This window comes from Candidatus Poriferisocius sp. (assembly GCF_965208355.1).
Lineage (GTDB): Bacteria > Actinomycetota > Acidimicrobiia > Acidimicrobiales > Bin134 > Poriferisocius.
Map to the genome: position 1 here is coordinate 1,098,060 of NZ_CBDBOM010000003.1, position 24,246 is coordinate 1,122,305.

The following is a 24,246-nucleotide window of genomic DNA, read 5'->3' on the forward strand; positions in this document are numbered from 1 at the left end:
TGGCCAGGCCCGATGGGCAAACCGAATCGCGGGTAGCGTGTTGCCATGTCTGAGCCCGAGACAAGCGTTCCGTACGATCATGGAGGCACCGAGGGCACAAAGCCCAAGGAGCGATCGTTCGTCGACCTGCTCCGGCAGATCAATGCCCGGATGGTGCTGGGCGCATTGGCTGCCATCGCCCTGATCGTGTTCATCGCGCAGAACACCGATGAGACCCGGGTCAATTTCCTGGGATGGGACTGGGATCTGCCCCTGTTCCTGCTGCTTTTGATCACCATCGTGCTGAGCGTGGTCTGCACGGAAATCGCCAGCTGGTACATGGGGCGAAGGCGTCACCGACGCAATCGCTGAGTCTGCTTCGGTGAGCACACGCCGCTTGATTCTCTTGGCCCTTCTGTGCGGGGTGGCCATATTGGTGGCGTTCGCCGTTCAGGCTGTGCTCATCCTGCGTTGACGAAGTTCCAATAGGCCGCCTATAGGCTGATCACCATGAGCAGCAGCCATGACGTGGTGGTGGTGGGCGGTGGGCCCGGTGGCTACGCCGCTGCTCTCTACGGCGCCGCCGCTGGTCTCGACGTGGCGTTGGTGGAGAAGCAGAAGCTGGGTGGGACCTGTTTGCACGTGGGCTGCATCCCGGCCAAGGAACTGCTGGAAACGGCCGCGGTGTACCGCACCGTGGCCCACGCCGATCAATTCGGCATCGCCACAGGGTCGCCCGAGGTGGACATGGCCGCCGCCCAAGCCCGCAAGCAGAAGATCGTTGACCAGCTTCACAATGGGGTGGGCAAACTGCTGGAGGGCCGCAAGGTCACCCTCATCGACGGCTGGGGTTCGCTGGGACCGGACCGAACGGTGTCGGTATCGGGTGGGGAGTCAGGCGAGATGACCCTGACCGCCGACCATGTGATCGTGGCCACCGGTTCGGTGCCCCGGATGCTGCCCGGTTTCGAAGTAGACGGCCAGCGGGTGTTCACCAGCGATGAGCTGCTGTCCATCACCGATCTGCCCGAACGGGCCGCCATTATCGGAGGCGGGGCCATCGGTTTGGAGTTCGCCTCGATGCTGGCCGATCTGGGGTCGGAGGTGACGGTGCTGGAGGCGCTGCCCCGGATCTTGTTGGGGGCCGACGACGACGTGGTCAAGATGCTGACCCGGGCGTTCAAGAAGCGCAAGATCGAGATTCGGACCGGCGTGGCAGTGACAGGGTGCCGCCATTCCGGCGACGGCGTTGCTCTGGACATCGACGGCGATGACCCACTGAACGTGGATGCAGTGGTGGTGTGCGTGGGCCGACGTCCGTTCACCGACGGTCTCGGTTTGGACGACGCTGGGGTGGAGACCGACGACGGGGGCTATGTGGTGGTCGACGAGTATTGCCAGACCACTTCTCCTGGGGTGTACGCCGTGGGCGACGTGGTCCGCACCCCGCAGCTGGCGCATGTGGCGTTTGCCGAGGCCATTGTGGTGGTCAAGCACCTGCTGGGGGAGTCGCCTGCGCCGGTGGACTACGACAGAGTGCCGTGGGCCATCTACTGCCACCCCGAGGTGGCCTTTGTGGGCCATACCGAGACATCGGCCCAAGAGGCCGGGTTCGAGGTGGCGACATCGGTACACCGCTTTATAGGCAATGGGAGGGCCATGATCGTTGGTGAGACCGACGGGTTGGTCAAGGTCGTCGCCGACCGCAACGACGATGGGACCGGCGGGCGAATTCTCGGGGTTCACATGGTGGGCCCGTGGGTGACCGAGCAGCTAGGCCAGGGCTATCTGGCGGTGAACTGGGAGGCCACCGTGCCGGAAGTCGCCGAGTTCATCCAGCCCCATCCCACCATGAGCGAGCTGTTCGGAGAGTCGGTGCTGGCGCTCACCGGCCGGGCCCTGCACTGAGCGAGATGGCTCTTCAGGAGGAGATCAAGCGAGATGTCTGAGGTCAAGATGCCCCAGCTGGGTGAGACGGTGGTGGAGGGGACCATCACCCAGTGGTTCAAACAGGTGGGCGACGAGGTGGCCGAAGACGAGCCCCTCTTCGAGGTGTCCACCGACAAGGTGGATTCTGAGGTGCCCTCGCCCATGTCGGGCGTGCTGGTGGAGATCGTGGCCGCGGAGGGCGACACGGTGGAAGTGGGCGCGGTGATCGCCATCTTGAGTGAGGACGGGGCGGCTGCTCCAGCGGCGCTGGCGCCGACTCCGCCGCCAGAAGAGGCCCCCCCGGAGCCAGATCCTGCCTCCGCCCCTGAGCCCGAGCCTGAGCCGAGCGCTTCAGGTGGCGAACGCGCCCCCTCCGGTGGCGAGGGCATCCTGCTGTCGCCGGTGGTGCGCCGGCTCATCGCGGAGAACGGACTAGACCCCTCGCAGATTTCCGGTACTGGCAAGGGCGGGCGCATCACCCGGTCCGATGTTGAGTCGTACCTGTCTCAGCACCGCACTGCGCCCGCGCCTGCTGCGGCCGCCCCGGCTGCCCCCCCGCCTGCACCGGCGACACCTTCTCGCACCGTCGGACGGGACACGGTGGTGCCGCTCAACAACATCCGCCGCATCACCGGCGATCACATGGTGAGGTCGAAGCAGGTATCGCCCCATGTGCTGACCGCGGTGGAAGTCGACTTCGAAGGAGTCGAACAAGTGCGCCGGGCCCACCGGGGGGCGTTCAAGGCAGAGCACGGATTCAGCCTCACCTACCTGCCGTTTATCGCCCGGGCGGTGTGTGATGCCCTTCATTCCTATCCCCACATCAACGCCTCGGTGGGAGATGGCGAGCTGGTCGTACACAATTATGTGAACCTGGCTATCGCCGTCGACCTCGACTTCCAGGGACTGCTGGCCCCAGTGGTGGTCGACGCCGACGGCAAGCGGCTGGTGGCCATAGCCGAGGAGGTGGCCGATCTGTCGCGGCGGGCTCGGGCCAAGAAGCTGAACGCCGATGAGATCTCCGGCGGCACGTTCACCATCACCAACCCCGGCCAGTGGGGCACCATGATGCAGTTCCCCATCATCAACCAGCCCCAGGTGGCCATCTTGTCCACCGACGGAATCCGCCGCCGGCCGGTGGTGGTGACCGCAGAGGACGGGAGCGAGGCAATTGCCATCCACTCGGTAGGGGTGCTGGCTCTGGCCTGGGATCATCGCGCGTTCGACGGGGCCTATGTGGCCGCCTTCTTGGACCACGTCCGGTCGATCATCGAAACCCGCGACTGGCATACCGAGATGACGTGATTGCAGATCAGGTTGCCGCAACAGAAGAAGGCGCAATGAACCCGCTTCGCATCCGATGGCTGGGGCGGGTGTCCTACCGCGACGCCCACGCCTGCCAGCAGGCCATGTTCGAGCGGCGGGGCGACTACTTGCTGCTGCTGGAGCATCCCCATGTGTTCACCCTGGGGCTGAGGGGCGACGAGGCCAACATCTTGGTAGATCCCGCCGAGGTGGGGGCCGAGGTGGCCTACACCGATCGGGGTGGCGATGTCACCTACCACGGGCCTGGCCAACTGGTCGGCTACCCGGTTATGACCGTGCCCGGCAAGCGGGGCGGGGGCATGGCCGACACCGTGGCCTACGTGCGCTCAGTGGAACAACTGGTGATCGACGCCCTAGGAGATTTGGGGCTGGCCGGCTGCGGCCGCCTGGACGACTACCCCGGCGTGTGGGTTGACCCCGACAGCGACAACCCCCGCAAGATCGCGGCAATCGGGGTGCGCCTCAGCCGCACCCGCTCCATGCACGGCTTTGCGCTCAACGTGGACTGCGACTTGGACTGGTTCGATCGCATCGTGCCCTGCGGCATTCCCGACAAGGCGGTCACCTCGCTGGCCGCCGAGGGGCGGCGGGCAACTATGCGGGAAGTGGTGGATGCGGTGGCAGCCCGGGCCGTCGACCGCTGGGACGCCGGAGGAGTGGACCGGGCCGACGTGGCCTGGCGGCAGCGGCCCGAGGACTTGAGCCCGTTCAGTCGGGGCATGGGACCGGGCGAGCTGACGGGCAAGGCCGTGCGCCTGCGCAGCAAGATGAGCGAAGCCGGCCTCGACGGCGGCTTGGACATCGCCGAGCGCAAGCCGCCCTGGATGCGGGTGGCCCTGAAAACCGGCCCCGAATTCCGGCAGCTTCGCTCGGTGCTGCACAGCCGGAATCTAGTGACGGTGTGCGAAGAGGCTGGGTGCCCCAATATCAACGAGTGCTGGAACGAAGGCACGGCCACCTTCATGATCAACGGAGAGCGCTGCACGCGGGCCTGCGGGTTCTGCCTGGTGGACACCCAGCGTCCCGAGCCCCCCAATCCTGCGGAGCCCGAGCGGGTGGCCGACGCGGTGGAGGCCATGGGCCTGGACTACGCGGTGGTGACCGCGGTGGCCCGTGACGACCTGCCTGACGGGGGCGCCGCCGGTTTCGCCGCCGTCATCGCTGCCATCCGCCGCCGCACTCCCGGAGTGCGGGTGGAGGTGCTCATTCCGGATTGCAAGGGCGACCCCGAGGCGCTGGCCGTGGTCTTCGACGCCCGACCTGATGTGTTGAACCACAACATCGAGACGGTGGCCCGGCTCCAGCGGGTAGTGCGGTCCTCAGCGGGATACGCCCGCAGCCTGGCCGTGCTGGCTCGGGCCAAGGCGGCGGGGCTCACCACCAAGTCGTCGATCATCGTCGGCCTGGGCGAGACCAACGATGAGGTGGTCCAGACCATGGCCGACTTGGCCGCAGTGGGCACCGACATCGTGACCGTCGGCCAGTATCTGCGGCCCACCACGCACCATCTTCCGATTGCCCGTTGGGTGCCGCCGGATCAATTCGAGCGATTTCAGGAGGTCGGCCTATCGCTGGGCATCTCCCACGTGGAGGCCAGCCCCCTAACCCGCAGCTCCCATCACGCCCAACACGCCCACGCCCAGGCTCTGGCTCTTACGGCTCGCTAGCCCTCAGGCCCATCTGGGCCTGGCTTCTTGAGCCCAATGCGCACGTAGGCCTCCTCGGGGATGGCCTCCACCGACTTGTAGATGGTCCAAGTGCACTTCGCCGGCTCAGGCCCGGAAGTCTCATCGGGGTATAGGGGGGAGTCCACCACCCGAATGGGGTGTCCCCACTGGCGGGCGGGCCACAGCTCGAGCGTGTAGCAGCAGTGGGCGCAGTAGTAGCACACGCCCTTCTCGTTCCAGGCCCAGTCGTGCTCAGCAGTAGTGACCCCGAAGTTGTAGGGAGGCTCGGAACGGGAGCCAGTGCCCTCCACGAGATCGCCGCGTTGGCCTCGGTTGCCCGACCCACAGGGGTCGAACGAGATCACAAACTTGTCTTCGTCTTCGGTTAGGTCCATGCCCCCGGCGCGATCGGGGCCAACCAGATGGGCCCGCATGGCCTCAAACGCCAGGTAGAGGTTGCGGTACAAGGTGTCCTCGTAAGACTTCTCGCGCAGGTCGAAGGGCAAATAGCGCTCCTCCAGGTAGGGCGCGAGCACATGGGCGTAGGCGTCACCCACCGCGGCCTCACCCAACCGGTCGGCCACGAAGCTCAGCATCCCCGACTGGAAGTCGGCCCCTCGGTCGTGGAGCTGGCGCCAGCGCTCCCGTAGCTGATCGAGCTGGGAATGGGCTTCAGCGGCTTCGATCTCATAAGCCCGCAAGCGATTGCCCAGCTCTCCTGCCCGTTGGGCGAGCGCCATCCACCGCGGCTCGGGCTCGAACGGTCCGCCGTCGGGGAAGGCCAACAGTTCCTGGAGCCGGGCGACTTCGGCGTTAAGGTCGTCTTGGGTCACCCCCTGAGCGGTCAGGAAGGAACCCCATCCCTGGCCCCAAACCTGGTAGATCACATGGACGACTTTGGCTTCCTCCATCCAGTAGTCCACCAATTGGGCGGCGGTCTCCCAGTCTCCGGTGTCGATGGCCTCGGCAATCTTGACCGTGGTGGACACCGCCTGGTCCGACCAATCCCCGGTGCGGACTCGCTTGTTGATCGCATCAGACCAGGTCAAGTAAGTGGGTGGGGCAGATGCCGTCCCCGAGATGCTGCGCGCTGGACGGCTGTCGTCCGCTTGGCTCGTTGATTGGTCGCTCACGCTTGTCCCTTCGTTGTCGGCAGCTAGTACATCAACATGGCGCCGCTCACGTTGATAGTGGCGCCGGAAATGAACGATGCGTGCTGGCTGGCCAAGAACACCACCGTTCCGGCCATTTCCTCGGGTTCGGCCACCCGGCCCAGCGGCGTGGCCACCGTGAGCTGCTCGAGCACTTCGGGGTCGAGATCAGTCATCAGCATGGGGGTGTTGATCTGTCCGGGCGACACCGCGTTGACCGTGATCTGGTCGGAGCCGTAAGTGCGGGCCATCCCTCTAACCATCGAGACGATGCCCCCCTTCGATGCGCAGTAGACCACCGAGCCCCCGAAACCCCCGGTCCACCAGCCCTGGGAGGTGAAGGCGATGATGCGGCCACCCTCGCCGGCGCTCCGCATGGCATTGGCCGCGGTCCGACACAAGAAGAATGTGGCCTTCAAGTTGGTGTCCACCTGAAAGTCCCAGTCTTGCTCGGTCACCTCGTCCATCGACCCCCGCCGTTGCAGAACGGCGGCCAGATGGGCAAGGACGTACACCCCGCCCAGCTCCCGCCGAGCACGGTCCACCAGCTCCTGGTGGGCTCCAAGATCAGACAGGTCAGCGCCGACGGCCACGTGTCCTGATCCCTCCAACCCGTCGACCACTTCATCGGCTGCGGCCTGGTGCAGGTCCACGGCCATGACTCTGGCCCCCGTGGTGGCGAATGCCTCGGCCACTGGTTTGCCCATGCCGCCAGCCGCCCCGGTCACAATTACCCCTCGGTCCTCGAGCCCTGCTCCCACACTCCACGTCATCGGCTGCCTCCTTAGTCCAGGACTCTCTCGCTGCGGTATCGGTCTATCACTTGCTCGTCCACTTCAATGCCCAGCCCTGCGCCGGTGGGCGGGTAGACCCAACCATCCACATGAACCAGGGGGTCGGCGACCAGCTCGTGCTGCATAGGGTTCTCCAGCGGCTTGAGCTCGAACAGCTTGCACGCGGAACTGGAGAAGCTCACCGCCAGGCTGGCTGCGGACACGATGGCCGACGACCACGCGTGGGCGTTGGCTTGCCGGCGGTGCTGCTCAACCAGCTCGGTTACCTTCTTGAACCCGGTTATCCCCTCGGCTCGGCCGGGGTCGCAGCCCACCACGTCCACGGTTCCGGTGGCCAATATCCGCTGGAAGCCATCTACGGTCCACTCTTTTTCTCCATAGGCCATAGCCGCCACGGTCTTGCTGCGTAGCTCGGCGTAGCCGCGGGGATTCCAGGCGCCGAGGGGTTCTTCTATCCAATCGATCCCATGTTCATCAAATGCCTGGGTGCGCCGCACCGCGGTGGGGATGTCCCACTTGATGGCCCAGCCCAAATCGATCATGAGGTGCTTGTCGGGCCCGATTGCCTCCCGCATGGCCAGGACATAGGCGACGTCGCGGTCGTGGTCGAAGCCCAGATGGGCGTTGCCTCGCTTGCCGAACCCGACCTTCATGCCCTGCAATCCATCGGACAGCCACTCGATGGCCTCAACAGCCATATCGGGGATGGACTCGTGGTGAGCGTGGGAGGAGGCGATGGCCGGCAGACGTTCGTGTACCGGGCCGCCCAGTAAGTCCAGCACCCGGCATCCCAGGGCCTTGCCTTTGAGGTCCCACAGAGCGATGTCGATGGCCGAGATGGCGAATGAGGCGATGCCGCCGTCGTATCCGTACCACCAGGCCCGGTCTTTGAGTGATCGGTAGATGGCATCCAATTGGACCGGGTCTTGGCCCACCACCAGATCTGCCATCCCTTCGATGATGGCCTTGGTGGCGAAGCTGGACTCGGGCCACATGGTTACCGACTCGCCCCAACCCACAGTGCCGTCGTCGGCGGTGATCTTGGCCAAGCACAGGTGGCGGATGGCGTCGAAGTCATTGGGCTCGGGGTAGCTCACCGGAATGGCCTCGATTTGGGCGATCTTCATGAGTGGCCTCTTCTCGTGGTCTCGGTGCTCACCAGGTAACCAGCCCGCCATCGAAGTTGACGGCCTGACCGGTCATGTACCCGGCGCCGTCGGAGAGCAGGAACCAGATCAGCTCGGCCAGTTCGTCGGGGCTTGCGCCGCGCCCCAACGGCACCGAAGACTCTCGCAGGTCGGAGAGTTGCTGGGGGGTGAGGCCTCTGATGGCGGAGACCTCCTCCAGCACGACGTCCTGCATAGGAGTGTCGATGATGCCCGGGCAAATGGCGTTGACTCGCACCGGTATCGGGGCCAGTGAGTAGGCAAACGACCGGGTGATCGACAGCACCGCGGCCTTGGACGCGGCGTAGACCGCGGCCTCGGTGGTGTTGGTCAGCTTGGCGGATGAGGAGGAGAGGTTCACGATGGCACCGCCGGCCGGCATGGTGGCCCCGATTCCTTGGCACAAGAAGAACATCGCCTCGGCGTTCACCGCAAACACCTCGCGCCAGTCGTCCACCGTGACCTTCTCGATGGGCAGGAGGCGAATAATTCCCGCGGCCTGTACCAAGTAGTCCACCCCGCTGGCTGCCTCGATTACCTGGTCTCGGTCGCGGGGGTCGGCTAGATCGGCGGTCAGTGGCTCGGCCCCGAGTTCGGCAAGCGCGGCGAGGCCATGGCTGTATATATCGGTGGCCATCACGTCCACTCCGCCGCGAAGCAAGCGCCGGGCGGCACCAGCGCCGATGCCGCTGGCTGCGCCGGTGACCAGCGCTCTTCGTGGCTTGGGCGCATTCATGACACGCGGGGCGGTCTGGTTCGCATCATCGTCCCACCGAACTTCTGGAAACGTTTTTAGTAGGGTAACTGCCAATCGACTGTCTGGGAGGAATCAGCATGGCCGAGAGGCTTGATTTTGTTGACACACACGTCCATTTCTGGGAGCGGCCCCATCCCAAGCTGGAGTGGGCCTGGCTGGCCGATGACGCCATTCATCCGCAGCTAGGGGCGATCCGCCCGCTGAAGGACATGACCAGCTACATGGTGGACGAGCTTCGAGCTGACGCCGCGGGCCTCAATGTGACCAAGATCGTCCATGTCCAGGCGGCTATCGGCTCGGCCGATCCGGTGGATGAGACCGAGTGGCTTCAGGCCATGGCCGACGAAACCGGCTGGCCAACCGGCATTACCGGCGATGCCCGCCTTCAACAACCCGATGTGGAGGCCACCCTTGAGCGTCACTGTGAGTTCTCCAACATGCGGGGTCTGCGAGACTTCGGCGAAGGCGACTACTTGGTGGATCCAGCTTTTCACCGGGGCTATGCCCTGTTGGAGAAGTACAACTTGGTCTACGACCTCGATGTGCTCTGGGAAGGCATGGGCAAGGCCGCCGACTTGGCCCGCAAATTCCCCAACATCATCTTGATCTGCGATCACGCCGGATTCCCCCAAGAGCGCAATGACGAGTATTTCGCCAATTGGCGCCAGGGCATGGCCAAGCTGGCCGAGGCAGAGAATGCGGTGGTGAAGATCTCGGGCTTGGGCATGGGCGATCAGATGGAAGGCGGCAACTGGACCGTCGACAGCATTCGTCCCTATGTGTATGGCTGCATCGAGGCCTTCGGCGTGGAGCGATCGTTCTTCGGCAGCAACTGGCCGGTGGATCGGATGTACTCCACCTACCGGGAACTGATCGATGCCTATACCGAGTTGGTGGCCGACTTCTCACATGACGAGCAGGTGGCGCTGTTCTCGGCCAACGCCGAGCGCATCTATCGAATCTGAGTGAGCGCAGCGCGCCAGGGCAGTTGAAGGAGCTAATGCCGCGGCGCGGGCTAGCGGTCGTCGCGGTGGTGATCCACGTAGTCCCAGTCCAATTCCAGGCCCCAGCCCGGCCCCGACGGGACGGTGTACATGCCTTGGGAGATGGGGGGAAGGTTGGCGATCAGATCCCAGAACAACGGGTCCCGGGTGGGATGAAACACCTCAACGAAGGTTCCGTGGGGGACTGAGGCCAGCATGTGGGCCGCGATCTGAGCCTCTTCGTGGTGGCCCATCTCCACCCCATAGATCTGGGCCATTCCCGCAATTCGGCGCCACTCGGTGGGTCCGCCCCCCCAGGATGCGTCGTAGTTGCAGACATCGATGGCGCCCGCGCTCATCAGCTCACCCATGCCCTGGCGATTGAATTCGCTCTGCCCGGCGGCCACCGGCACTCCAGCCATGAACCGCACGTCGCGCATTCCCCGAACGTCGTTGTACCAGCGCACCGGCTCTTCGAACCATCGGACGTTCTCGGGACCTACAAGGCGCACGAATTCAACGGCCTCGGCCACGGTGTAGCCCTGGTTGGCATCCACGGTGAACACGAAGCTGTCTCCGGCGGCCGCTTGGGCCACCTTGAACCGGTGGGCGTCCTCGGCCGGTGAGAGCCCGCCGATTTTGAGCTTGCAACCGCCCAGGCCCATCTCCAGGTAGTCTTCCATCTCAGCGGCCAATTGGGCGTCGGTCTTACCGTAGTAGCCCCCGATGGCCACGATGGGCAGGCTCGTGCGGTAGCCGCCCCACAGCTTGTAGACGGGCTGGTTGGCCACCTTGCCGGCCAGATCCCACAGGGCGGAGTCCACCGCGGCCATAGCCATCACCACCAGCTTGCGATTCCGGAGGATGTCGAACGTGGGGGGCAGCATGGCCTCCCAGCACCGCTCAACCAGCACCGGATCCTCCCCCATGATGAGGGGCTGTAGCTCGTCGGTGATGATCCGGGCGATCTCGTGGTGGGTGTCGGGTTCGTCTCCGTTGTAGCACTCGCCCACGGCGCCGTCGTCGGTATAGACGCGGGTGATCAGGGTTGCCCGCTCTGACATGGAATACTTCGACCCCATGAAGGTCTCCGTGAGCGGGACCACGATGGGAATGACCTCAATACGTTCGATCTTCACGGTCTCGACAACCTCATCTAGTCCAGTCAATCAGGGTATTGGCAACGTTTCCAGTAACACAAACCATGCCATTCCCGCTACTGTCAATATTGCGAAATCAAGTTCTCACGCCACCGAGCCTGAGAAGGGGGGTGGAGATGGCCAATCCCGATGAGGCTGGCCCCGATGAGTCTGGCCCCGATGAAACTGGCATAGCGGAGGCTGAAACCAAGCAAGCCCCCGCCAAAGAAGTCACCATGAAGGAAGTGGCCGCCCATGCGGGTGTAGCCCTGTCGTCGGTTTCCCGTGTACTCAATGACCACTCCGATGTGAGCGAGTCCATGCGAAAGCAGGTGCTTGATGCCATCGAGGCTGTGGGCTATGAGCCGAATCTTCTGGCCTCCAGCCTGCGCCGGGGCTCGACCATGACAGTGGGATTCATCGCCAACGACATTTCCAATCCGCTGTTCGCCGAGATCGCCATGGGCGCCGAGCGCCGCTTGAACGAGGCTGGCTATTCCATGGTGCTGACCAACTCCGAGGGGAACCCTGAGCGGGATGAGGCCATGATCAGGCTGCTTCGGTGGCGACGCATTGACGGGCTCATCCTTTCGGTGTCCGACGAAGAACGGGCCGGCACGCTGGCCGAGCTGGCCAAGCTGTCCGAACCAGTGGTGCTGGTGGACCGGGAGATGCGGGGGGCGGCCATAGTTTCGGCCGTCTTGTCCGACCATGCCAATGGTATGCAGGCCGCCATCGATCACCTGCTGGAATTGGGCCATCGTCGTGTGGCACTGATATCCGGACGACCGGGGCTTCGACCGGTCCGAGAGCGTGTTCACGGCTTCAAGGTCGCGTTCCGGGCCCGGGGCCTTGATCTTCCCACTGACTTGTTGAAGTTCGACAGCTTCTCGGCCTCCTTCGGCGAGCAGGCCACCTATGAATTGCTGGCCGCCGACGATCCGCCCACTGCCATCGTGGCCGGTGGGAATCTCCTGCTCATCGGAGTATTGCGAGCGCTCCAGGCATCCGGGCGTTCGGTGGGGTCAGACATCTCGCTGGTCTCTTGTGACGACGTCCCCCTGACGGAACTGCACTCTCCGCCCATCACGGTGATCGATCGGGACGCCGTGGAGATGGGGGAGGCGGCGGCTGATCTGCTGCTCAAACTGCTGGCCGGTGGCGACGGCCCCCTGGTGACCGAAATTCCCACGTCCCTGATTCGGCGAGCCTCCACCCAGCCGCACCCGACGGGCTGAGCCGCCCGGGCGGTTTTCAATCGGAGACGATGATGGCGATGGGGTCGCCGATGTCCACCTCATCGTCGACGGCCACGAGGTGCTCGACGAGGGTTCCCGACACCGGGCTCGGGACGTCGGAGTCAACCTTGTCGGTCTCAACCCGCAAGAGGTCGTCTCCTGCGGCCACAGAATCGCCTACTTCCGCCAGCCATTCGAGCACCACCACCAGCTCGGTGGTGTCTCCCAGTTTGGGGAGTTTGATGGTGTAGCGCAAGGGATTGCTCCTCAGGGCGCCAGCACATGGGTGAACATGGCGTCTACCGGGGTGGGAGCACTGTCCAGCACGAGTTCCACCGCAGCGTCGATACGGGCGTTAACGGTGGCCTGGACCTCGTCAACGCCGTTCTCGCCCAGCACCCCATCATCTGTCAGCTGGCGACCGAAGTTGACGATGGGATCCTTCTCGTACCAGCTTTCGAACTCCCCGTCGGGGCGGTAGGGGGCAGTGTCGGCCCGGGAGTGTCCGGCGTACCGGTACGTCTTCAGCTCTAAGAGCGTGGGTCCGCCACCGCTGCGGGCGTGGTCCAATGCGCTGGACACGGCCTCGGCCACCGCATCGGGATCTTGGCCGTCCACGACGATGCCGCCGATGGCGTAGGACTCTGCCCGGCAGGCGATGTCATCAACCGGGGTAGTCAGGTCTATGCGGCTGTACTCGCCGTACTGGTTGTTCTCGCAGACGAACACCACGGGGAGCTTCCAGATGGCGGCCAGGTTGAGAGCCTCGTGAAACGCGCCAATGTTGGTCGACCCGTCGCCGAAGACGGCGATGGCGGCATCGTCGGTTCCCCGCACCTGAGCGGTAAGTGCCGCTCCAGCCGCCACCGGGATTCCCGCACCGACAATAGCGAACGTGGGCATCAAGCCGATTTCCGGGTCGCAAAGATGCATGGAGCCGCCAATGCCGCCGATGGACCCCGCTTCCCGCCCCAGAATCTCCCCGAGGAGCTGAACCGGGGTCAGCCCCAGGGCCAAGGCCACACCATGGCCTCGGTAGGTGCAGGTCACCTGGTCGGTAACCCGGGCGGCAGCCGCCACTCCCACCGCCACTGCCTCTTGGCCCAGGCACAGGTGGGTGGTTCCGTGGACCAGGCCCTCGTCGAACAGGTCTTGCACCTTGTTCTCCAATGCCCGAATCTCCACCATCCGCTCGTATCGGACCCGACGGTCCTGTTGCAGTGCTTCTCGGCGTTCCAACGGTGTGTTCATAGCGTGTTCTCCTCACGTTGCCACCACGGGGGCGGCACCCGTCCGGTATCCAGCAACTCGGTGATCTGCTCACCCACATAAGCCGAAGACGGCATGTAGCGCTCCTCCAGTTCCTTGCCAAACGGAACGGGCACGTCGGGAGCGGTGATCCGCAAGGGCGGGGCCTTGAGCTCACCGAACAGGTCTGCGGCCACAGCGGCCACCACATCGGCGCCCCAGCCGCCAGAAAGCGGGTTCTCCTCCACGGTGACCAGCCGACCGGTGCGAGCCACCGACGCGTACACCAAGTCTTGATCCCAGGGTTGCAGCGATTGCAGGTCGATCACATCGGCCGACCACGAGCCATCGGCGGCGGCTTCGGTCGCGGTGCCGACAGTCGATCCCAGCGCCACCACGGTGGCGTCGTCACCAGAAGCGGCCTGTCGAGCTTGACCCAAGGCGATGATGCCCGCTTCTCCAGTGGTGACCTCTTCGCGTTGGGCGTACAGCCGCCGGGGCTCGAGAACCACCACCGGGTTGTCGTCTCGTATAGCGGCTCGCATCAAGCCATAAGCCGTCGCCGGCCCGGATGCCACCGCCAACTTGAGGCCGGGAGTGCCAACCACCCAGCTTTCCAAGGTCTGGGAGTGCTGGGTGCCGAACCCCAGTCCCGCGCCGACCGAGGCCCGCACGGTGAGCGGCACGGTGACCTGCCCTCCCGACAGATAGTGGAACTTGGCCCCCTCGGTGGAGAGCTGGTCGAGGGCCACGCCGAGGAACTCCACGAACATGATCTCCACCACTGGTCGCAGTCCGGTGGCCGCGGCGCCCACCGCCGCGCCCAAGAAACCCATCTCGGAGATCGGCGTATCCCGCACCCGCAGCGGGCCGAACTCCTCCAACAGCCCGGCCGACGTCTTGAACGGCCCCTCGGCAACGGCGACATCTTCTCCCAACACGATCACATCGGGATTAGCGCGCATCTCATCGGCGATGGCCGCCGAGATGGCCTGGTTCATTCTCATTCTGGGCATGAGTACCTCTCGGTCGCGAACTTGGTTAGCCAATCCACAGACTGGGCCACGATCTCGTGCTCTGACCAGCCAGGGGCCATGTCGGCAACTTCGATGCACGCCAAGCCGTCAAATCCCGCCTCGTTCATCACCGCCAAGGCCTGGTCTATGTCCAAATCACCGTGTCCGAGAGGCACCCCGGGCCAGTGGCCGCCGGGGTTGCCGGGGGTGGACGACCCGAGATCGAGGTCTTTGGCGTGGATCATCTTGGTGTGAGGAGCCAAAGCCGCCGCCGCGGTCAAGAGATCATCACCGATTCGAACCACATTGGCGCTATCGAACACCACGCCCAGCTGGGGACTGGCCACCTGCTCGATGAGTTCGCCAACCGACTCGGTGGTGAGATCGCAATGGGTCTCGATGGCGACGTCCAGACCGCGCAGGTCGGCCTTTTCGGTGATCTGGGCTAGTTGGGGGACGACTCGCCGGAGCACTTCGGTTTCGTCCTCGTGGCCGAAATGACGGGTGGTGCCGATCACGATGCGGAGCAGGTTGCACCCCAGTCCGGCAGCCTGATCGACCGCGGCGAGGGCATCGGCAAATGCGTCGCGATCAAGCCCCATGGCCAGCCCGTCGGGGTGGCCCCAAGCCAGCACCCGCTCGAAGCCATGCTGGTCGAGGCGCTGGCGGAGCGACTCCACGTCGGCATCGGCGCCACTGTCCAAAAAACAGGTCTCCAGCGATACTCCGTCGACTCCGAGCTCCGAACAGCAATTCAAGAAATCGTCGGTGGTCCAGCGCTGTTCGGCGGGGGACTCGCTGGTCCTCAGCTCGCCGAAAAACCGGTGATACGAGTAGCTGTCGACGCCTATACGCAAGCTGCGTTCCCTTTTGCGCGAGCTGGCCTCAGTCGCCGACCCGCACAACGTTGCCCGACTGGGCGCTGCGCTCGGCTGCGGCCACGACCTCAACCGTGCGGGCTCCCAGATCGGCGGGCGATCGGTTGGGCACATCCCGACCCTGCGCCAGATCCACCAGAGTGTCGGGTGGCCCATCGCAGGTATAGAGCCCGGCATGGCGGGGAAGGTCTACCTTGATGTCGAGGCCGTCGTTGCGGTAGAGCCACAGGAAGTCTCGCTCCAAGTCGGCGATGAGCTGTCCTTCAGAACCGTAGAGGCGGACTTGCAGCTGATGGCGGGGCCACGGTTCGTCGGGTTCGTCGATGGCGTTGGCCGGTCCGGGGCAGCTAGCGCCGCTGATCGATCCAGTGGCTCCCGACGCATAGCGCAGGGAGACGGCGTCGTGGAGATCCACTCGCGCCCCCCGGTTGTTCATGAAGGCGAAGACCTCTTGGGCCCGATCTCCAGTAAGCCACATGGCCAGACCCATGGCGTGGGAGATCTGGGCCGGAGCGTAACCGCCCCCCGACAAGGCGGGGTCGGTCCACGTAGCAGCCTCGGGTGCGAAGCCCTCAGCCGATCCCTCGTATCCGCCTCCGCCGGTGGAGGTGAGCAGCTCGCGGGTACCGGAGGCCATGGACACCATGACGTGCTCGACTTCGCCCACGCCGCCCTCTTCGTCCATGAGCCTCTTGGCCTCGATACCCAAGGGCCCGTAGTTCCAGCCGAAAGAGATCACCAAATGGCGCCCCAGCCTGTCGGCGGTGCGGTGGAGGTCCCAGGCATCAGCGGGATCAACGGTGAAGGGTTTCTCGCAGAGCACGTCGGCGCCCGCTTCCATGGCCGCCTTGGCGTGCTCGTGGTGCAGGCCGGGCGGGCTGGCCACCACTACGGCGTCCAGTCCCTGATCGAGGGCATCCCGGTAGTTTTCGCTCAGGTGGGAAAAGCCGAACCGCTCGCCGATCGACTCCAATGCGTCGCGTCCCTTGCGTACGGCCGAGACCAGCTCTACATCGTCCCGCTCCGCGAGTATGGGTATGTGGTTGCTGATTGCCCATGACCCCGCACCGATGACACCGATGCGGACCTTTTTCTCGGTGGCCGTCATGTCGCCTCCTGGAAAGAGCCGGTAACGTTTCCAGCCTAGGAAGCAAGTAGGGGAGCCTGCAAAGCCATGACTGATATAGCGAGCCCTGGTGTTGGATTCGGGGGCGTGGCCGGGCGAACTGCGGCGGTGACCGGTGCCGCCCAGGGAATCGGAAGGGCCGTGGCCGATGCGTTATTGGCCGGTGGTGCCCAGGTTGCCCTGCTCGACATTCGGCCCCCCGACGACCAACAGGCGCTGGACCAGGCCGACAACACCATGTTCGTGGAGTGCGATGTGACCAGCGAGTCGTCGGTGGATGCGGCTTTCTCCCTGGTGGAGTCGACATGGGGAGGGGTGGACATTCTGGTGAACAACGCCGGGATCTTTGCCATCCAACCCTTGGAGGAGACCGATTTGGACGACTGGAACCGGATGATGGCAGTGAACCTCACCGGGTGCTTCCTGTGCAGTCGGCGGGCGCTACCGCAGATGCGAGAGCGGCAGTGGGGTCGGATCATCTCCATCGGGTCGAGCGCGGGCAAGACCGGCGGGTCCAAGAACACCGCGGCCTATGGCGCGTCCAAAGCCGGAGTGATGGCCTTGGCCAAAGCCATCGCCACTGAATACGCGCCGTGGGGCATTACCTCCAATGCGCTGGCCCCGGCCCTCATCGACACCGACATGGTGGCCGGGATCGCCGATCTGGCCGACCGAATTCCGGTCGGTCGGCTAGGGCGGCCCACCGACGTGGCCCAGGCAGTGTTGTTCCTGGCCGGGGATCAGGCGGAATTCATCACCGGCGAGGTTATGGATGTGAACGGCGGGTTCCTCATCGACTGATTGTCGATGGGACGTGCCGGGCAAAGCGTCCGGCCGCTGGAAACGTTTCGCAGCCACCGGGTAACTTGCCGGCCATGGAGCGTGCCTGTTTTACCTTCGAGATCTACCCGGACATGGCTGATGAGTACAAGAAGCGCCACGACGAGATCTGGCCGGAGCTTGTCGAGCTCATCCAGACTGCCGGTTTGAAGAACTACACCCTGTTTCGGCGGGGGACGCAGGTGATCGCCTACGTGGAGTGCCATCCCGATGTGGAAACTGCGTTCGCCAAGGTCGGCGAGTCAGAAGTCAACGCCCGTTGGTCGAAGTGGTTCGAAGAAGTGATCGTGAGCTTGGCCGACGACGAGGGCAATCTCTATTGGGCCGACGAGGTGTGGCACCAAGCCTGAGCCCGCTCTGGGGCGCGGCTGGCCGTTCACCAGGTAGCTGAGATCAACTCCACGCTGGTCTCCACCAGAATCCGCTCGCTCTCGGGCGCAATTTGCTCGATCAAGCCATAGGAGTGGTGGGCGTAGTCACACTCGTAGCCGCCATCGGGATACTCGGAGGCCGGTGGCATATAGGTGAGCACGCCGTTGGTGTAGGCCGAGAACAGTGTGGTGGTGGCCGCTGAGCGCTCCTTCACTTCGATGGACAGCTCCGAGAATGCCTCCCCGGGCATGGTGGCGATCACGGTGTCGCCGATCCTCAGTGCCTGGAGGAAGGCGGGCACCTTCGTGGCGGCTTCGCCCTGTTGCAATTGACTGATAGCGTCCTCGGCCCAATTGAGGTGGTATTCGATGGGGTTGAGGGCTACTTGGTCGGCACCAGCTAATCGAGCCTCGTCGAGTTCCCGTTGGTATCCATCTCGCTCGGCTTCGAGATCGGCCAGCGACGGCAAAGGCTTGAGCGGGAGGTCCACCACTTTCCCCACCGCGGCCAGCGCCTGATCGGGCTGGGGCTCGATGGCTACTTGCCGGTGCAAGACAATCGGGGTGACCGAGCCGTAGTCGATCCGCTCCATCCGACGGGCGATGGGGTCAATCTGCTCCAGCACATGGAGAACTTCCACCGCCAGCTTGCGTCCGAAGGCCTTTTCGGGCCCGGGATGATCGAAGAAGCCCTGCAACGGGAGCAGGTTGCCGCATCCCCCCTGGAGGAACATGCAGGTGGCACCGGTCACCTGCTCGACCACATCGCGCATAGCACCGGGAAAGTCAGGGTTCACACCCGGATCCTCGGGGCCGACAACCACCGGATGGCAGGCATAGTTAGCCACCACGGCCATCGTCGTGCCGTCGAGACGGTCGAGTCGCAGCACGCCCACGTCCCGGTCCACCGGCTTGTCAGGGTTCCACCCGAGAATCACCCGGCCCTCGGCGTTCTTCTCCCGACGGTTGACGGCCAAGTCCACGGTGCCGACCCCGCCCGCGGCCATCACCGGCTCCATACTGCCCGCAGCCTGGATGGCCGCGGTGACAAGGTGCCCAGGGAAGGAATCGATGAACGCTCGTTCATTGGCCGAGCGCTCTCGCTGGCGTCCGCCGATCTTTACCCCGTGGGTATGGGTCGTCGGGCCGCCGTGGGTGTGGCTCACGCTGATCATGACGTGGTCGGCGGGCGTGCCCAGGGCGTCGCCGATCTCGGTCCGCAGCCGATCGGCGTGGGCGGGGAGCAAGAACGGCACATCAGCGGCAACGACTACCGCGGTCGTAGGACCCGAGCCCAGCGCCAGTGCAGTGGCGGTCAGCGGTGCTCGAATGTGCCGGGCCGGCTCGGCCCGTCGGGAATAGCCGACCAGGTCGATGGGAACGGGCGGGGTGATGTCCACCCGGGCGATACCGGCGGTAAGCATAACGGCATTGTGCCAGAATCGTTTCCAGCATGCTGGGCCTCAACGGCCGGTGAGTAAGAACCAAGCAAAGAAGGACCAGCGAGGAAGGAGCAGCGGTGAGGATTGGTCAGCTCTCGGTGTACTTCGGGCTTTTCGATGACGCCATGCCCCCCGGGTTCCGGACGACACGCCAGGAATACGCCGCCGCGGTGGGAGCCATGCTGGCCGACTACGGCGAGGTGGTGGACCCCGGACTGGTGGACAGCATGGACCGGGCGGTTGAGGCGGCTGAGGTGTTCGCCCGCGAGGAAGTGGACGTGGTGGTGTTCGCCCCCACCATGGCTGCTCCACCGGCCTGGCCCGAGCATGCGCTGAGCGGCGTGGATGTGCCGGTGGTGGTGCTCGGGGCCCAAGAGAGCGGGGTGGTGCCCGATGACTACGACACCGAGATGGCAACCGCTCGCAGCCTGCCGGTGGGGTTGGTGATGTTCACCAACGTGTTGGTGCGAAATGAGCGCCCTTTCACATCGGCGGTGGGGGAGTTGGGTTCGCCTGAGCTGGCCGCGGCGCTGGATCAGGCCATGCGGGCAGCCGCGGCGGTGACCGCGATACGACGGCGGCCGCTGGCCCTGGTGGGCCAGCCCATGGATGGCTACAGCGACGTGTTGGCCACCGACGACGATCTGGCTCTGCTGGGCGTGCGGGTGGAGGACATCACCGCCCCGGAATTGTCGGAGGCCTTTGCCGCGGTCACCTCGGCCCAGGTGCAGAGGGAAGCTGAAGAAGTGGGAGGGACGGCTGATGCCGCCGCGGTTCCCGACGATGTGTTGGAGCGGTCGTGCCGGTTGAGCGTTGCCCTCGAGGGTCTGTGCGACGCCCGCCAGCTGGGTGGTGGGGCGGTGAACTGCCACGGACCCACGCTGCGATGGAATCCGGAGGTGGGGATCACCGCCTGCTTGGGGGTGAGCAGACTCAGTGAGCGGGGCATCCCGTTCTCGTGTACCGGGGATGTCCCCACCGCCATCGCGCTCATACTGGGCAAGGCGGTGGCTGGCTCGGCCCTGTATTGCGAGCTCTACCAGCTTGACCTGCCCGGCAATTGGATCCTGGTGGCCAACGGAGGAGAGGGTGACTTCTCGGGTCGGGCGCCGGGGTCAACGATTCGATTGCTGCCCGAAGATCACTATCGAGGCGAAAACGGCCCCGGAGTGGCGGTGGCGTTCGAGTTGCCTCTGGGTCCGGCCACTTTGGTGAGCCTGACCCCGGCATTAGGGGCGACCGGCGGCTGGATTCTGGTAGTGGCTGAGGGCGAAGTGGTTGGTTCTCGGCATCACCGCATGGAGGGACCCAACGCCATGTTCCGGTTCTCGTCGGCGCCGGTGGCCAAGGCCTACCAGCGCTGGTGTCAGGCGGGCGCCACCCACCATGCGGTGCTTCTTCCCGGCGCTCGACACGGAGATCTAGGCGCGGCGGCCGACTTGCTGGGCATTCAACTGGCCTCGGTGTGAAGGGCGCAACCTCTCCGGCCTGGTTGCCGCGGCCTTAGATCACCACGCAGTCCACCCCGGCGAATTTGGCCACCGTGGCCACAGAATGCGCCAAGTGCCCCGGGGCTATGGCGCTGTGGTGGTTGACTCCGGCACTGGCCCAGCGCGTCCATGCCTCGGTCACCGGGCTAGTGGTGAATCGGAATATCCCTCCTGCGGTGGGGTTTTTGGCCAGCTCTCGGCCGGTGATTTCGCCCTCGGCCACTACTAGACCAAATCCCGAGGGGTGACCGGGCTGGTGGGCGAACCCCACCAGCGATGCCGGGCCAGCGGGCAGCTCGAAGCGCACTCGAAAGCCAGTGCGGCGGTCGTGGGCGAACCACGGATTGGGTTCGAAGCCGACGGTCTGTCCCTCGATGGTCCAACCCAGGTCATGCTCGCCGGAGTTGGCAATGGCCACCTCGCCGGTATCGAAGTCGATGGCTTCGACCTCATGGTAGAGGGCGGCGCCAGACAGCCCCTTGGCCACCAGCATGGCCACTGCGGTGAGCACGTCACCCGTGCAGCTCCAAGGAATGCCCCGAGTGGTCTCGCAGCCCAGACCGAAGCACGGAGTAAGCCCCGGCTCTTCGCCGAAGCGGATCTCGGGAACGTGGCAGTTCATTGCCCCGGCAGCGATGGCGTTGTCTCGGTCCAGGGTCTCCATGGCCACGGCCAGTCGCAGCGTTCGGGATAGGTCCTCTTTGCGCTGACCGGGTTGGTGCGTGTCGGCGCCAACCGCGAAGTGCCGATCAACGTCTTGTCGCCGGGCCTCGACCTCGTCATCGGTCACCGCTTGGTAGCGGTCCCGGACTTCCTGGGGGCTGATTCTCACTACCTGCATTCCCAAGGCCCGTTGGAGGTCGTCGTCGTCGGCGTCCACACATACGTATCCGTCCATGGGATGGCCTACTCGGGCCAACCGGGCCCCCTGGAGCCGATGCGCCACCGCTCCGGCGCGGAGCCGGTCGGCCACCGAAGCACCGGCTGTCGGATTCCCTGTCGACGACAGCACGAGATCAAATGGCCGACTCGTTCGGTGGAGCAGGTTGGTGAGCATGGGCGTTCCCACGGTGGCGCCCAGCGACGTGATATGGGAGGCATCGAACTCCGAAGAGATGGTGGTGGAGTCCTGTAGAGCCCAGATCACCACGGGCTGGGGGAGCTGGTCCAGAATGGCCTGGACATAGGCCGGCGGCACCGCCATCGTCTGCACCACCAGAACCGTGTCGGGCCCAAGGCCAGCGACCTCAGCCCCCATGCTCAGTCCCCGTTCGGCGCTGTCGACCAGTCCCTGCCACACCACCTCTACGTCCAGCTCGCCCAACTGGTCGGCCACCGCACTCAGCAGGCTCTCGCGGCCGGTGCGAAGCGCTGGCCCCACCGTGGGTTCCCAGAAGTCCCAGTACGGGGCGACCACGGCGACCCGGGGGACTACCGGTCGGCGATGGCCCGGTTCGTTTGGGGTGGGTATACTCATCGCTGGAAACGTTACCAAGAGGGAAGGGTCGCCGGATGCCTGAGACCAGGATCGAGTTCTCTGAAGTGGTGGGGCGACGGGTTCGCCTCGGATCGTGGGAAGACCAAAAAATCTCGACCTATCGGAAGATCGCCGAGAACATCGAGGCCGGAGACTGGGACAGCGCGGCCGACTTGGCCGACTACTTCACCGACGAGGCCAACGTGTGCTTCAGCCTGTATCGCCAGTGGATAAACGACCTGCGGGGTTTTCTGCGAGATAGCGGGGCATCGGCCGAGGAAGTTGAGGCCATCGACGCCGACGTGCAGTCCAAGCTCACCTGTCCCGACGGACGCGAGTGGAATCCCCACCGTCATTGGGATCAGTATCGCACCGAGCAGCGCCAGCTGTTGGCCAGCATCTATCGGGAGCAGCCTGCTGAGGCGCTGGAGAACCTGGCCGCCATGAAGGAGACGTGGCGACAGACCCACGACCGCGACGTCGACCACACCTACGGACTCATGTCGGCCATTCAGGAGCGCCACGGGGCCCAGGGCATCGCCGACATGTACCAGCGGGTGCTGGTTCCGCTGTTCTCATGGCGGTACAACAAATTCGACATCGACCAGCACCCGTGGGACGAAGGGCTGGAGACGCTGATGCTGGTGGCTTGTGAGGCGATGCGGGGCCACCTTGTCGGCCCCGAGCGGACCGGCGATTTCGAGCTGGTGGAAACCGACGACCGATTCGTGCTGCGGTTCGATCCCTGCGGGTCGGGGCAGCGGACCGTGCGGGGCGACTGGATCGAGGACACGCCGGCCCGAATGGACCCTCCCTACAACTGGGACGTGGCCAAAGAAGAGGCCTCGTGGAATCACTTCACCAAGGGGGTCTGCCTCTATTGCGCCCACTGCATCGTGTTGATGGAAGAGCTTCCCATCGACCGCTTCGGCTATCCGGTCCGGGTGATCGATCCGCCGGTGTATCCCGACACCGACCGGGACCCCGACGCCCGCCAGAAGTGCCAGTGGCAGATGTTCAAGGACCCTACCCAGGTGCCCGAGGAGTATTACCTCCGGGTTGGTCGGACCAAGCCCGACCGGTTCGGGTCGAGCAATTTCGACGCCCCCGAGCTGCCCGACGCCGGAGCGCTCGGTATGCCCGGAACCGGCTGACGGGAGCTCGACGTGCAGGCGGCTGTGCTGCGGGGCTACGGGCAAGCACTGGATCTTGTTGAGCGGCCGGCTCTGACCCCCGGACCCGACCAGGTGGTTGTGCAGGTCAAGGCCTGTGGCGTGTGCGGCAGCGACGTGTTTCTCCGCAAAGGCGGCTTCGACTCGGTGCTGCCCATCGTGCCCGGCCATGAGGCTGCTGGGGTGGTGGCCCGGATCGGTCCGGGGGTGGACGGCGTGCGGGAGGGTGATCCGGTGGCCCTCTACTACATCGAGCATTGCGGGGAGTGCTCGATGTGCTCCATTGGGCGGGTGAACATGTGCCTGTCGGTACGCCGAATGGGCGTGGAGTACGACGGTGCCTTCGCCAGCGAGGTGCTGGTTCCGGCCCGCAACATCATCCCGGTGGAACCGGAGGACGATTTGGCCGCGGTAGCGGTGCTCACCGACGCGGTGGCCACGCCGTACCACGCCCTCGTAAGGATTGCCGATGTCCAGCCCGGGATGACCGTGGTGGTATTCGGCATCGGCGGGATCGGGTCGAACGCCGTCCAGGTGGCTGCTCATCTCGGCTGCGACGTGATCGCCGTCAGCCGCTCGCCGGCCAAGCTGGAATTGGCTGAGCAACTCGGCGCTCGGGTGCTCGTTTCTGCGGCTGACGACGCCGGAGACGTGGTGGAAGCCGTCCGCGCCGCTGCCGGACCGGGAGGCCCGCCCATCGTGGTCCAAACCGTGGGGTCGGCCGAGGTGGACGCCCAGGCCGTTGCTGCGGTGGGAATCGGAGGCCAAGTGCTGCTCATCGGCTCGAGCGTGTCGCCATTCTCCATTCGGGCGGTGGATCTGATCTGGAAAGAGGCGTCGGTGCATGGTTCTCGAGGCTTTGTTCCCGACGACATTCGCGAGGTGCTGGCCTTGCACCGGTCGGGCGTCCTAATAGTCGATCATTTGTTGGGCCGCCAGCGTCCCTTGTCAGAGGCCAATGAGGCGCTCGACGACCTGGAGGCCGGAAGAGTGCTGCGCTCGGTGCTCATTCCGTAGCCGCCGTCAAGTAGCCCCTCCGTACGCGAGTTGCGCTCTC

General features: G+C 65.0%; 23 protein-coding genes. 11 read left to right on the forward strand and 12 right to left on the reverse strand.

All coding sequences use genetic code 11. From position 1 onward, the window contains the following. Positions 1-45: 45 nt before the first annotated feature. The 4 genes from ACOGXH_RS06400 to lipA all read left to right on the forward strand — a co-directional run bounded on the left by ACOGXH_RS06400 (position 46) and on the right by lipA (position 4,901). Positions 46-351: a lipopolysaccharide assembly protein LapA domain-containing protein gene (locus ACOGXH_RS06400; RefSeq protein WP_419928274.1), complete on the forward strand. Its 306-nt coding sequence runs from the start codon at positions 46-48 to the stop codon at positions 349-351. A 138-nt stretch (positions 352-489) separates the two neighbouring features. After that, on the forward strand, positions 490-1,887 hold the full coding sequence (lpdA, locus tag ACOGXH_RS06405; RefSeq protein ID WP_419928275.1) for a dihydrolipoyl dehydrogenase: 1,398 nt from the start codon (positions 490-492) through the stop codon (positions 1,885-1,887). A 33-nt stretch (positions 1,888-1,920) separates the two neighbouring features. After that, positions 1,921-3,213: a dihydrolipoamide acetyltransferase family protein gene (locus tag ACOGXH_RS06410; protein WP_419928276.1), complete on the forward strand. Its 1,293-nt coding sequence runs from the start codon at positions 1,921-1,923 to the stop codon at positions 3,211-3,213. Then, positions 3,210-4,901 (forward strand): lipoyl synthase, encoded by a 1,692-nt coding sequence (gene lipA / locus ACOGXH_RS06415; protein ID WP_419928277.1) that lies wholly within the window; start codon positions 3,210-3,212, stop codon positions 4,899-4,901. Before ACOGXH_RS06410 ends, lipA begins: the two co-directional genes overlap by 4 nt. Here the strand turns inward: lipA and ACOGXH_RS06420 are convergent. The 4 genes from ACOGXH_RS06420 to ACOGXH_RS06435 are packed head-to-tail and all read right to left on the reverse strand — an operon-like array spanning position 4,898 to position 8,748. Further along, positions 4,898-6,034, reverse strand: coding sequence for a hypothetical protein (locus tag ACOGXH_RS06420; RefSeq protein ID WP_419928278.1), 1,137 nt, complete (start codon positions 6,032-6,034; stop codon positions 4,898-4,900). The genes lipA and ACOGXH_RS06420 overlap by 4 nt on opposite strands. Before the next feature lie 23 nt (positions 6,035-6,057). Continuing rightward, positions 6,058-6,825: an SDR family NAD(P)-dependent oxidoreductase gene (locus tag ACOGXH_RS06425; RefSeq protein WP_419928279.1), complete on the reverse strand. Its 768-nt coding sequence runs from the start codon at positions 6,823-6,825 to the stop codon at positions 6,058-6,060. Positions 6,826-6,836: 11 nt separating this feature from the next. Continuing rightward, on the reverse strand, positions 6,837-7,973 hold the full coding sequence (locus ACOGXH_RS06430; protein ID WP_419928280.1) for a mandelate racemase/muconate lactonizing enzyme family protein: 1,137 nt from the start codon (positions 7,971-7,973) through the stop codon (positions 6,837-6,839). Between the two features lie 28 nt (positions 7,974-8,001). Further along, on the reverse strand, positions 8,002-8,748 hold the full coding sequence (locus ACOGXH_RS06435; RefSeq protein ID WP_419928281.1) for an SDR family NAD(P)-dependent oxidoreductase: 747 nt from the start codon (positions 8,746-8,748) through the stop codon (positions 8,002-8,004). A gap of 98 nt (positions 8,749-8,846) precedes the next feature. On the opposite strand from ACOGXH_RS06435, the gene ACOGXH_RS06440 reads away from it, so the two are divergent. Beyond that, a complete protein-coding gene (locus ACOGXH_RS06440) occupies positions 8,847-9,734 on the forward strand; it encodes an amidohydrolase family protein (RefSeq protein ID WP_419928282.1) in 888 nt (295 codons plus the stop codon). Positions 9,735-9,784: 50 nt separating this feature from the next. Here ACOGXH_RS06440 and ACOGXH_RS06445 read toward each other — a convergent pair whose 3' ends face one another. Further along, positions 9,785-10,891, reverse strand: a complete 1,107-nt coding sequence (locus tag ACOGXH_RS06445; protein WP_419928283.1) for a mandelate racemase/muconate lactonizing enzyme family protein — start codon at positions 10,889-10,891, stop codon at positions 9,785-9,787. A 137-nt stretch (positions 10,892-11,028) separates the two neighbouring features. On the opposite strand from ACOGXH_RS06445, the gene ACOGXH_RS06450 reads away from it, so the two are divergent. Continuing rightward, positions 11,029-12,129 carry a LacI family DNA-binding transcriptional regulator gene (locus ACOGXH_RS06450; RefSeq protein WP_419928284.1) on the forward strand — a complete coding sequence of 367 codons (1,101 nt, stop codon included), beginning with the start codon at positions 11,029-11,031 and terminating at the stop codon, positions 12,127-12,129. Between the two features lie 16 nt (positions 12,130-12,145). Here ACOGXH_RS06450 and ACOGXH_RS06455 read toward each other — a convergent pair whose 3' ends face one another. From ACOGXH_RS06455 to ACOGXH_RS06475, 5 genes are read right to left on the reverse strand one after another with little or no spacing between them, the layout of a single operon-like run. Further along, on the reverse strand, positions 12,146-12,385 hold the full coding sequence (locus ACOGXH_RS06455; protein ID WP_419928285.1) for a biotin/lipoyl-containing protein: 240 nt from the start codon (positions 12,383-12,385) through the stop codon (positions 12,146-12,148). 11 nt (positions 12,386-12,396) lie between these two features. Then, positions 12,397-13,380 carry a thiamine pyrophosphate-dependent dehydrogenase E1 component subunit alpha gene (locus tag ACOGXH_RS06460; protein WP_419928286.1) on the reverse strand — a complete coding sequence of 328 codons (984 nt, stop codon included), beginning with the start codon at positions 13,378-13,380 and terminating at the stop codon, positions 12,397-12,399. Further along, on the reverse strand, positions 13,377-14,384 hold the full coding sequence (locus ACOGXH_RS06465) for an alpha-ketoacid dehydrogenase subunit beta (RefSeq protein ID WP_419928287.1): 1,008 nt from the start codon (positions 14,382-14,384) through the stop codon (positions 13,377-13,379). Before ACOGXH_RS06465 ends, ACOGXH_RS06460 begins: the two co-directional genes overlap by 4 nt. Beyond that, entirely contained in the window at positions 14,381-15,250 is an 870-nt protein-coding gene (locus ACOGXH_RS06470) for a sugar phosphate isomerase/epimerase family protein (protein ID WP_419928288.1), read from the reverse strand. Before ACOGXH_RS06470 ends, ACOGXH_RS06465 begins: the two co-directional genes overlap by 4 nt. A gap of 28 nt (positions 15,251-15,278) precedes the next feature. Beyond that, entirely contained in the window at positions 15,279-16,379 is a 1,101-nt protein-coding gene (locus ACOGXH_RS06475) for a Gfo/Idh/MocA family protein (RefSeq protein ID WP_419928289.1), read from the reverse strand. A 66-nt stretch (positions 16,380-16,445) separates the two neighbouring features. On the opposite strand from ACOGXH_RS06475, the gene ACOGXH_RS06480 reads away from it, so the two are divergent. Next, a complete protein-coding gene (locus ACOGXH_RS06480; protein ID WP_419928290.1) occupies positions 16,446-17,198 on the forward strand; it encodes an SDR family NAD(P)-dependent oxidoreductase in 753 nt (250 codons plus the stop codon). Between the two features lie 74 nt (positions 17,199-17,272). Further along, entirely contained in the window at positions 17,273-17,587 is a 315-nt protein-coding gene (locus tag ACOGXH_RS06485; RefSeq protein WP_419928291.1) for an L-rhamnose mutarotase, read from the forward strand. Positions 17,588-17,613: 26 nt separating this feature from the next. Here ACOGXH_RS06485 and ACOGXH_RS06490 read toward each other — a convergent pair whose 3' ends face one another. Beyond that, positions 17,614-19,032, reverse strand: coding sequence for a hypothetical protein (locus ACOGXH_RS06490; protein WP_419928292.1), 1,419 nt, complete (start codon positions 19,030-19,032; stop codon positions 17,614-17,616). Between the two features lie 95 nt (positions 19,033-19,127). On the opposite strand from ACOGXH_RS06490, the gene ACOGXH_RS06495 reads away from it, so the two are divergent. After that, a complete protein-coding gene (locus ACOGXH_RS06495; RefSeq protein ID WP_419928293.1) occupies positions 19,128-20,519 on the forward strand; it encodes a hypothetical protein in 1,392 nt (463 codons plus the stop codon). 34 nt (positions 20,520-20,553) lie between these two features. On the opposite strand, the gene ACOGXH_RS06500 is transcribed toward ACOGXH_RS06495, so the two are convergent. Continuing rightward, a complete protein-coding gene (locus ACOGXH_RS06500) occupies positions 20,554-22,017 on the reverse strand; it encodes an L-arabinose isomerase family protein (protein WP_419928294.1) in 1,464 nt (487 codons plus the stop codon). Between the two features lie 35 nt (positions 22,018-22,052). On the opposite strand from ACOGXH_RS06500, the gene ACOGXH_RS06505 reads away from it, so the two are divergent. After that, entirely contained in the window at positions 22,053-23,171 is a 1,119-nt protein-coding gene (locus ACOGXH_RS06505) for a hypothetical protein (RefSeq protein ID WP_419928295.1), read from the forward strand. A gap of 12 nt (positions 23,172-23,183) precedes the next feature. Continuing rightward, a complete protein-coding gene (locus tag ACOGXH_RS06510; protein ID WP_419928296.1) occupies positions 23,184-24,206 on the forward strand; it encodes an alcohol dehydrogenase catalytic domain-containing protein in 1,023 nt (340 codons plus the stop codon). Positions 24,207-24,246: the final 40 nt, after the last annotated feature.

Excerpts from the sequence above, each read along its gene's own strand:
- ACOGXH_RS06400 (WP_419928274.1), top strand. The coding sequence starts at position 46 with ATGTCTGAGCCCGAGACAAGCGTTCCGTACGATCATGGAGGCACCGAG.
- lpdA (WP_419928275.1), top strand. The coding sequence starts at position 490 with ATGAGCAGCAGCCATGACGTGGTGGTGGTGGGCGGTGGGCCCGGTGGC.
- ACOGXH_RS06410 (WP_419928276.1), top strand. The coding sequence starts at position 1,921 with ATGTCTGAGGTCAAGATGCCCCAGCTGGGTGAGACGGTGGTGGAGGGG.
- ACOGXH_RS06425 (WP_419928279.1), bottom strand. The coding sequence starts at position 6,825 with ATGACGTGGAGTGTGGGAGCAGGGCTCGAGGACCGAGGGGTAATTGTG.
- ACOGXH_RS06430 (WP_419928280.1), bottom strand. The coding sequence starts at position 7,973 with ATGAAGATCGCCCAAATCGAGGCCATTCCGGTGAGCTACCCCGAGCCC.
- ACOGXH_RS06435 (WP_419928281.1), bottom strand. The coding sequence starts at position 8,748 with ATGAATGCGCCCAAGCCACGAAGAGCGCTGGTCACCGGCGCAGCCAGC.
- ACOGXH_RS06440 (WP_419928282.1), top strand. The coding sequence starts at position 8,847 with ATGGCCGAGAGGCTTGATTTTGTTGACACACACGTCCATTTCTGGGAG.
- ACOGXH_RS06450 (WP_419928284.1), top strand. The coding sequence starts at position 11,029 with ATGGCCAATCCCGATGAGGCTGGCCCCGATGAGTCTGGCCCCGATGAA.
- ACOGXH_RS06460 (WP_419928286.1), bottom strand. The coding sequence starts at position 13,380 with ATGAACACACCGTTGGAACGCCGAGAAGCACTGCAACAGGACCGTCGG.
- ACOGXH_RS06465 (WP_419928287.1), bottom strand. The coding sequence starts at position 14,384 with ATGAGAATGAACCAGGCCATCTCGGCGGCCATCGCCGATGAGATGCGC.
- ACOGXH_RS06475 (WP_419928289.1), bottom strand. The coding sequence starts at position 16,379 with ATGACGGCCACCGAGAAAAAGGTCCGCATCGGTGTCATCGGTGCGGGG.
- ACOGXH_RS06480 (WP_419928290.1), top strand. The coding sequence starts at position 16,446 with ATGACTGATATAGCGAGCCCTGGTGTTGGATTCGGGGGCGTGGCCGGG.
- ACOGXH_RS06485 (WP_419928291.1), top strand. The coding sequence starts at position 17,273 with ATGGAGCGTGCCTGTTTTACCTTCGAGATCTACCCGGACATGGCTGAT.
- ACOGXH_RS06490 (WP_419928292.1), bottom strand. The coding sequence starts at position 19,032 with ATGCTTACCGCCGGTATCGCCCGGGTGGACATCACCCCGCCCGTTCCC.
- ACOGXH_RS06500 (WP_419928294.1), bottom strand. The coding sequence starts at position 22,017 with ATGAGTATACCCACCCCAAACGAACCGGGCCATCGCCGACCGGTAGTC.
- ACOGXH_RS06505 (WP_419928295.1), top strand. The coding sequence starts at position 22,053 with ATGCCTGAGACCAGGATCGAGTTCTCTGAAGTGGTGGGGCGACGGGTT.